Annotated in this window: 4 protein-coding genes and 1 tRNA gene; 3 read left to right on the top strand and 2 right to left on the bottom strand. The window is 65.1% G+C overall.

What is annotated here, in order from left to right; all coding sequences use genetic code 11:
- The 3 genes from ACLFRM_RS08505 to ACLFRM_RS08495 all read left to right on the top strand — a co-directional run.
- Positions 1 to 726, top strand: a 726-nt coding sequence (locus ACLFRM_RS08505; protein WP_410755310.1) for a hypothetical protein, incomplete at its 5' end; no start/stop codon positions are given.
- Between the two features lie 411 nt (positions 727 to 1,137).
- Positions 1,138 to 1,593 carry a methyltransferase family protein gene (locus ACLFRM_RS08500; RefSeq protein ID WP_410755309.1) on the top strand — a complete coding sequence of 152 codons (456 nt, stop codon included), beginning with the start codon at positions 1,138 to 1,140 and terminating at the stop codon, positions 1,591 to 1,593.
- A 211-nt stretch (positions 1,594 to 1,804) separates the two neighbouring features.
- Positions 1,805 to 5,818: an EAL domain-containing protein gene (locus ACLFRM_RS08495; RefSeq protein ID WP_410755308.1), complete on the top strand. Its 4,014-nt coding sequence runs from the start codon at positions 1,805 to 1,807 to the stop codon at positions 5,816 to 5,818.
- A 79-nt stretch (positions 5,819 to 5,897) separates the two neighbouring features.
- Here ACLFRM_RS08495 and ACLFRM_RS08490 read toward each other — a convergent pair.
- Both ACLFRM_RS08490 and ACLFRM_RS08485 read right to left on the bottom strand, forming a co-directional pair.
- A tRNA-Arg gene (locus ACLFRM_RS08490) sits at positions 5,898 to 5,974 on the bottom strand.
- Between the two features lie 70 nt (positions 5,975 to 6,044).
- On the bottom strand, positions 6,045 to 7,239 hold a 1,195-nt coding region (locus ACLFRM_RS08485), incomplete at its 5' end, for a phosphoglucomutase, alpha-D-glucose phosphate-specific (protein WP_410755307.1).

Below are 7,239 nucleotides of genomic sequence, written 5' to 3'. Positions count from 1 at the left end.
GACACCCCCTACTCCGACGAGTTGATGGTCGGCTGGCTGCAGGAGCTGGGTCCGGTCCACACCAAGCTCCAGTTCGTCAATCGCGAGAGTCGAGACGGCATCTTGCGTATCGAGGAGGACGATGGCTTGATCTACTACCGCAACGAAGGTCGTAGCAGCACCGACAGCCTCTCTCTGGACATAGCCATGGCCCAACCCTTGACGCTTGGCGCCACGTCAAGCAACGCCACGCTGGGCTTGAGCTACCGCGACACCAGCCGGAGCAGTTATCAGGCGAGCGACGGCTATGATTTCGAGCCGGAAGAGGATCCGATCTACTACAAGGGAAAAGTGATCGACGAGGATCAACTTCCGGCCTGGGACTTCAACGTGCCGATCGACGTTCGCCTGCAGACCGTGACGCACGTGCCCGGCTGGCACCTCACCTGGTCCAACTTCTTCAACCTGCGCCAGGGCGGCACCGTCGCACGAGACAGCTTCGAGGACTATCGAGATCCGGACACGGGACGCGACTACGATATCTACGAGGATGTCGATTTCGATGCCCTCCTGACGGTCGATACCCGCATACGCTGGGAACCGCCTATCTTCAGGCAGGCTCGGGGTTACGTTCAGCTCGAGATCCAGAACCTCCTCAATGACAGCGTGGATTACAGCACCAGCGACTACTCGGCTCAGAGCACGAAGGGCCGCAGCGCCAATCTTGAAGTGGGCCTTCGATTCTAGGCCCTGTTCGAGACCAGCGACTCTCCCCGGCATCATGTCGGGGAGCACCCTCCCTCCTGATCGTACTTTTCGATCCCCCACCTGCCATCGTGCGTCAAGCTTGGCTCGTGCCGAGTCGAATCCCACGAACTGAAGCGATGATCGAGATGCAATCTCGACTCCCGCCTTCGCATCCCCCGACTCCCCCCGACGTTATTGGCCACCAGGCCAACGAGACCTGTCGAACCAGGGCAGTTTCTCGCGTCGTCCCGACGCGATCCAGCCGGGTCAAGACCCACCCGCTCTCCCCAGGATCCCTCCCGGACACTCCGAGCAAGCTGCCGGCAATCGCGACGCCGATGTCTTTCCCGTCTGCAAGGCACTAGACTGCAGCAAACATCGTCCATCCAACCCTCGACAGGATGACAGTCCATGCTCAGCCTGCTGATCCCCCCGCCGGTCGCCCTGCTGATCGGTGTCGCGCTGATCTACGCACTGGCAACGTTCTGGCCGGGCGCCACGCTCGACTGGACATGGCTGACCATGGCGGCCTGGGCGCTGTTCGTCGCGGGCGGCGCACTGATGCTGGCTGCCGTGGTGGCGCTGGCTCAGGCACACACCACCATCAACCCGATCCACCCGGAACGCACCCAACACCTGGTGACCAGCGGTATCTACCGCGTGAGCCGCAATCCGATCTACCTTGGTGACGCGTTGCTGCTCGCCGGCGCGGCCTGCTGGTTCGGTCACCCGGCGGGGCTGCTGGTGGTCGTCGGTTTCGTCTGGTTCATCGACCGCTTCCAGATTCGCCGCGAGGAGCATGCCTTGACTCGGCGATTCGGTAAGGGTTACTCGGCTTATCGGGCCCATACCCGCCGCTGGATCTGAGCCGCCAAGCCGCGACCGATGCCCTGTCAGGGAAACCTCTGCGCGAATGCCAATAGCCCATGAAAAAACTTTGATTTGTGCCGAGGCCAACTGCCAATTAGCGTGGCTCAACATTGGCGGCCTACCCGATCAAGACCAGACCGCTCGTTTCCCTCGACGGATTGATCGCGAATGACCGTCCCGCCTAGCCAATGGTGCACAGCCAGCCCCGATGAACCCCGCCACCGACAGTCCGTTACTGACCAAGTCCTACCTGCTGATGGTGGTGGCCGCTTGCCTGACCATCGGTGGCGTGGGCCTGCTCGCGCCACTGCTGATCGCCGAGCCGGGCCCGCTGGGCCTGCCGCTGGCACGCGAGAGCGCGCTGGCCGCCCTGCTCGCCGGCCTCGGGATGGGCGCGCACCTGCAGGGCTGGCGCAGCCTGCACACCGGGGCGGGGGCCGCCTTGCTGCTGCTCGTCGGCTACAGCCTGGCCGTCCACGGCATTCATGCCCCGTCCGCCCTGGACGCCCCCCGGGCCGACCACGACCGCCTTTCCATCGAGGCGGCCCTGCTTCTGGTCGCCATTGCCATCAGTCTCATGATCCCCGGCGGATCGCGGCTTGCTCGTCGCCCCTGGCGCTGGGTCGGCATGGTGATGCTGTTACTCGGCGCGGTTTCGGCGTTCTGGATGCTGCTCGGCAACGCCCCGTGGCTGCAGTTCCAGTCGACCGCCGCGTGGGTCGCCGTACTGTTCACGCTGCTGTTCGGTGGCGCGATGCTGCTCGCGGGGCGCCTGCGCGACGGCGATCTCCGGGAGGCGGGCTCGCTCGCCGTGATGGCCGGGTTGATCGGCTCGCTGCTTTCGGCCGTGGCGTGGTACCAGTTGTCTCTGGTACACAACCACGATCTGCAGAAGATCGGGGAAACCCAGATCGACCGGGTCGAGGGTATCGGTCAGCAAGTGCTTTCCGAGCGCGTCGAGACCCTCCAACGCCTGGCCGAGCGTTGGCAACTGATCGGTCGACTGCCTACCGCCGAATCGATTCGGCAACGGGAAGCGGAGGCCTACCTGCGCGACATGGAGAGCCTGCAGGTCCTGGCGATGCTGGACGGCCAGCAGCAGGTGGTATGGCAATCGGGCCGGGGCCCCGGCAGTGACGAGCTGCTGGCGGATCTGCTGACCCGACCCGAGACGAAGGACTGGCTTTCGCAACCGTCCCCCAAACCACGCCTGCTGTTGCTTCCCGCCTCGTCCGCCCTCGGGAACGGCGACAGCCTGGTCGCCGTGCCGATGGCCAATCAGCGCCGACGGGAGAAGCAGTTCCTCGCCCTGATGGATCTCGGCCGCCTGCTCGAACTGGCCCTGCAGCCCCATACGCAACCACTGGCCGTGCACCTCGATTCCGCGGAAGGCGCCCATATCGAGCTCGACAGCGACCCAGCCAACCACGAGCACAAGACGATACTCGCTCAGCGCGAGTTGACCTTGCCGTTTGGCCAGAACCTGACCGCGACCAGCCACCTCGAGGACGGTCAGCAACCCCTGATCGCCTCCCTGCTACCGTCGGCCGTTACCTTGATCGGACTGGCACTGACCCACCTGGTCGTCCTGCTGCTGGCCCTGGGGCAAAGCCGGTTGGCACAGACACGTCGATTGACCGCGGCCCACCGCGAGCTGGAGTCCCAGCAGGTCATCCAGCAGATGATCCTGCACTCGGAATCGCTCGAGCAGACCCTCGTATCGGTCTGTGAATTGCTCGAGGAACATGCCCCCGAATCGCGCTGCTCGATCATGCTCTGCGACGAGAGGGGCGACAACCTCTATCTGGCTGCCGCACCCAGCCTCGGGGCGGCCTACCGGGCTGCCATGACCATGATCCCGATCGCCGAGATCGGCACCTGCGGCACCGCCGCGCATCGCCGTGAACCGGTCTTCACCGAGGACATCACCACGGATCCGCTCTGGAACGGGTTCCAGGAGCTGGCCGAGGAAAACGGTCTGCGCTCTTGCTGGTCATACCCGCTGCTCGCCTCCGACGGCACGGTACTGGGCACCTTCGCGAGCTATCGCCAGACCCCCGGGGCGCCCACGCAGTCCCTGCGCCGCCAGATCGCCCGGGCCGCGGACCTGGTCTCGCTGGCGATCGAACGCCATCGCGATCGCACGGCCCTGGAGGACAATGAACAACGCTATCGTTCCCTGTTCTCCTATAACCCTGACGCCGTCTTCTCGCTGGACGCCCAGGGGCGGTTGCGCACCGTCAACCATGCCGCCGAGACCATGCTGGACCGGCCCGACGTGGCACTTGTCGGGCAATCGTTGATCGAGCTGATCGATTCGAACGAGCGACACACGGTGGAACGAGCGATCAAACGTACCCTGCGCGGCCGCACGCAGGTCGCGGAACTGACCGTCACGCACGATGACGCCAGCCGGCACGAGTTCGACGTCACCTTCCTGCCCATGGTGATCAACGGGCAAATCGAGGCGGCCTACGGCATTGCCAAGGACGTGACCCTCCGCAACCACCAGGACCGACGGATGCGTACGCTCGAGCGCAGCGTCGAGGCCAGCATCCATGGCGTGATCATCGCAGACGCGCGACAGCCGGATCAGCCGATCGTCTACGTCAACTCGGCCTTCACCGAGATCACGGGCTATCGGGCCGACGAGGTGCTGGGACGAAACTGCCGCTTCCTGCAGGGCGAGGAAACCGACCCCGGTGCCATCGATCAGATCCGCCACGGCCTGGCCGCGCGCGAGCCGGTGCGCGTGCTGCTGCGCAACTATCGCAAGGACGGCAGCCTGTTCTGGAATGAACTGCATATCGCACCGGTCGAGGACGAGTCCGGCGAGATCACCCACTTCGTCGGCCTGCAGAACGACGTCTCGGCGCACAAGTCCTACGAGGCGCAACTGGCCTTCAACGCCACCCACGATGCCCTGACGGGCCTGGGCAACCGCAGCCTGTTCGAGGATCGCCTTCGCCACACCGTCGAACTGACCCGGCGGCGCGCCACCCGCGTGGCGGTACTGTTCATCGACCTCGACGAGTTCAAGCCGATCAACGACAGCCTCGGTCACGCGGTCGGCGACAAGATCCTGATCGAGGTGGCCCGCCGTCTCGAAGAGCAGATGCGCGCCGAGGACACCCTGTCGAGGTTTGGCGGCGACGAGTTCGTCGCCCTGCTGGCCGACATCGACGGCGAGGACGAGGCACTGCTGGTCGCCGAGCGACTCCTCCCCGAGATCAGCCGCCCCTACCGCATCGACGAGCACGAGCTCTACCTGAGCGCGAGCATCGGCATCGCCATCAGCGAGCCGGGCATGGAGAACGCGACCTCGCTGATCCAGCAGGCCGACATGGCGATGTATCGGGCCAAGCAGCAAGGGCGCAACACCTGCCAGATCTTCAACGAGGAGATCGACAGCCAGGTGCGCCACCGGGTCGGGTTGCGCAACGATCTGCAGGAGGCGCTCGAGAATGGGGACTTCCAGGTCTTCTACCAGCCGCTGGTGCTGGGCGAGGAACGTCGCATCGCCGGGCTCGAGGCCCTGCTGCGCTGGCATCACCCGACCCATGGCTGGGTCTCGCCGGCCACCTTCATCCCGCTCGCCGAGGAAACCGGCCAGATCATCCCGTTGAGCGAGTGGGTGCTCGAGCGGGCCTGTCGTGACATGAAGACCCTGGTGGACCACGGGCTGCAGGAAGGTCGGGTCGCGATCAACCTCTCACCGGTGCAGTTCAACCGCCCCAATTTCCTGGCCACCATCCGGCGCATGCTGGAGATCAGCGGCCTGCCGGCCAACCGGCTGGAACTCGAGTTGACCGAGGGCATCCTCATGCACGAGACCGAGGCAGCCATAAAGACCCTTCACCAGCTGCGCGAGAGCACCATCAGCATCTCGATCGACGACTTCGGCACCGGCTTTTCCAGCCTGAGCTACCTCAAGCACCTGCCGATCGACAAGCTCAAGATCGACCGCAGCTTCATCCAGGGCGTGGAACACTGTGCCGATGACGCGGCGATCGTGCAGGGGATCATCTCGATGGCCCATCACCTCGGCATCAAGGTGGTTGCCGAAGGCATCGAGACCGAGGTCCAGCGCGACATCCTCGTCGGCTGGGGCTGCGACATCCTGCAGGGCTACCTGTTCGCCAAACCCATGCCCCTCGACGAACTCACCGGCTGCCTGCTCCACAACCGCCAGATCGCCGATTACCTCGAGTCGGCGACCTGATCCTTTCCCCCACACGAGAACACCCCCGCAGCAAGGCTGACGGGGGTGTTCTCAAAGGGTGATGTCGCATCACCGTGTCTGGTGCGCCCGACAGGATTCGAACCTGTGACCTTCGGCTTCGGAGGCCGACACTCTATCCAGCTGAGCTACGGGCGCGTCGTGATGAGGGCGAGCTCACCAGGCAAGGGCGGCATGATAGCGGCTTGACCGCGTCACGTCCATGGGCTCAGCCGTTCAGGGCATCGCCGACGACCTGCTCGGCCTGGGCGAAGATGTCCTCGAGATGACCCGGGTCCCGGAAGCTCTCGGCGTAGATCTTGTAGATCGGCTCGGTCCCCGACGGGCGGGCGGCAAACCAGCCGTTGGCCGTCTCGACCTTGAGCCCGCCGATCGGCGCGTCGTTGCCGGGCGCCTGCGTGCGGATGCCGGTGACCGACTCGCCGGCCAGCGAATCGATACTGAGCTCATTCGGGTCGAGCGCCTTGAAACGCGCCTTCTGCTCGTCGCTGAGCGCGGCATCACGGCGGGCGTAGAACGGCTGGCCGTACTGGTCGATCAGGCGATTGAAGCGCGCCCAGACGTCCTCGCCGGTCACCGCGAGGATCTCGGCGGCCAGCAACCCCATCGTGATGCCGTCCTTGTCGGTGTTCCAGACGTCGCCATTGCGGGCGAGGAAGGTCGCGCCGGCCGATTCCTCGCCACCGAAGCCCAGCCAGCCGTCGGTCAGGCCCGGCTGGAACCACTTGATGCCCACCGGCGTTTCGTAGACCTCGCGACCCAGCCCGCCGGCGACGCGATCGATCATCGAGCTCGATACGATCGTCTTGCCCACCTTGAGATCATCGCGCCACTCGGGCCGATGACCGAACAGGTAGTCGATCGATACCGACAGGAAATGGTTTGGATTGATCAGCCCGCCCTCGGGGCTGACGATGCCGTGGCGATCGGCATCGGTGTCGTTGCCGAAGGCCACGTCGAACCGATCCTTGATCTTCAACAACCCACCCATCGCGTAGGGCGAGGAGCAATCCATGCGGATCTTGCCGTCGTGATCCAGAGGAATGAAGCGGAAATCCGGCTCGATGTGACGGTTGACCACGGTCAGGTCCAGGCCGTAGTGCTCGGCGATCGGCTCCCAGTACGGCAGACCGGCCCCGCCCATCGGATCGACGCCGATCGAGACACCGGCGCGGGCGATCGCCTGCATGTCCACCACCGTGTCGAGGGCCTCGACGTAGGGGCGGATGAAATCCACGCCCCGGGCCGCATCGCCCTTGATCGCCCGGTCGAACGGCTGACGGGTGATGGCCTGCCAGTCGGCCAGCAGCTCGTTGGCGCGACGCTCGATCCAGCCGGTCGCCCCGGTGTCCGCCGGACCGCCGTGGGGCGGGTTGTACTTGAAGCCACCGTCACCGGGCGGG

Source organism: Guyparkeria sp. (assembly GCF_046540515.1).
Taxonomy (GTDB): domain Bacteria; phylum Pseudomonadota; class Gammaproteobacteria; order Halothiobacillales; family Halothiobacillaceae; genus Guyparkeria.
The sequence above is the reverse complement of the archived record's forward strand: the minus strand, read 5'-3'. Positions and strand labels throughout refer to the sequence as shown.

Coding starts and splice junctions, on each gene's coding strand:
- ACLFRM_RS08500 (WP_410755309.1), top strand. CDS start 1,138: ATGCTCAGCCTGCTGATCCCCCCGCCGGTCGCCCTGCTGATCGGTGTC.
- ACLFRM_RS08495 (WP_410755308.1), top strand. CDS start 1,805: ATGAACCCCGCCACCGACAGTCCGTTACTGACCAAGTCCTACCTGCTG.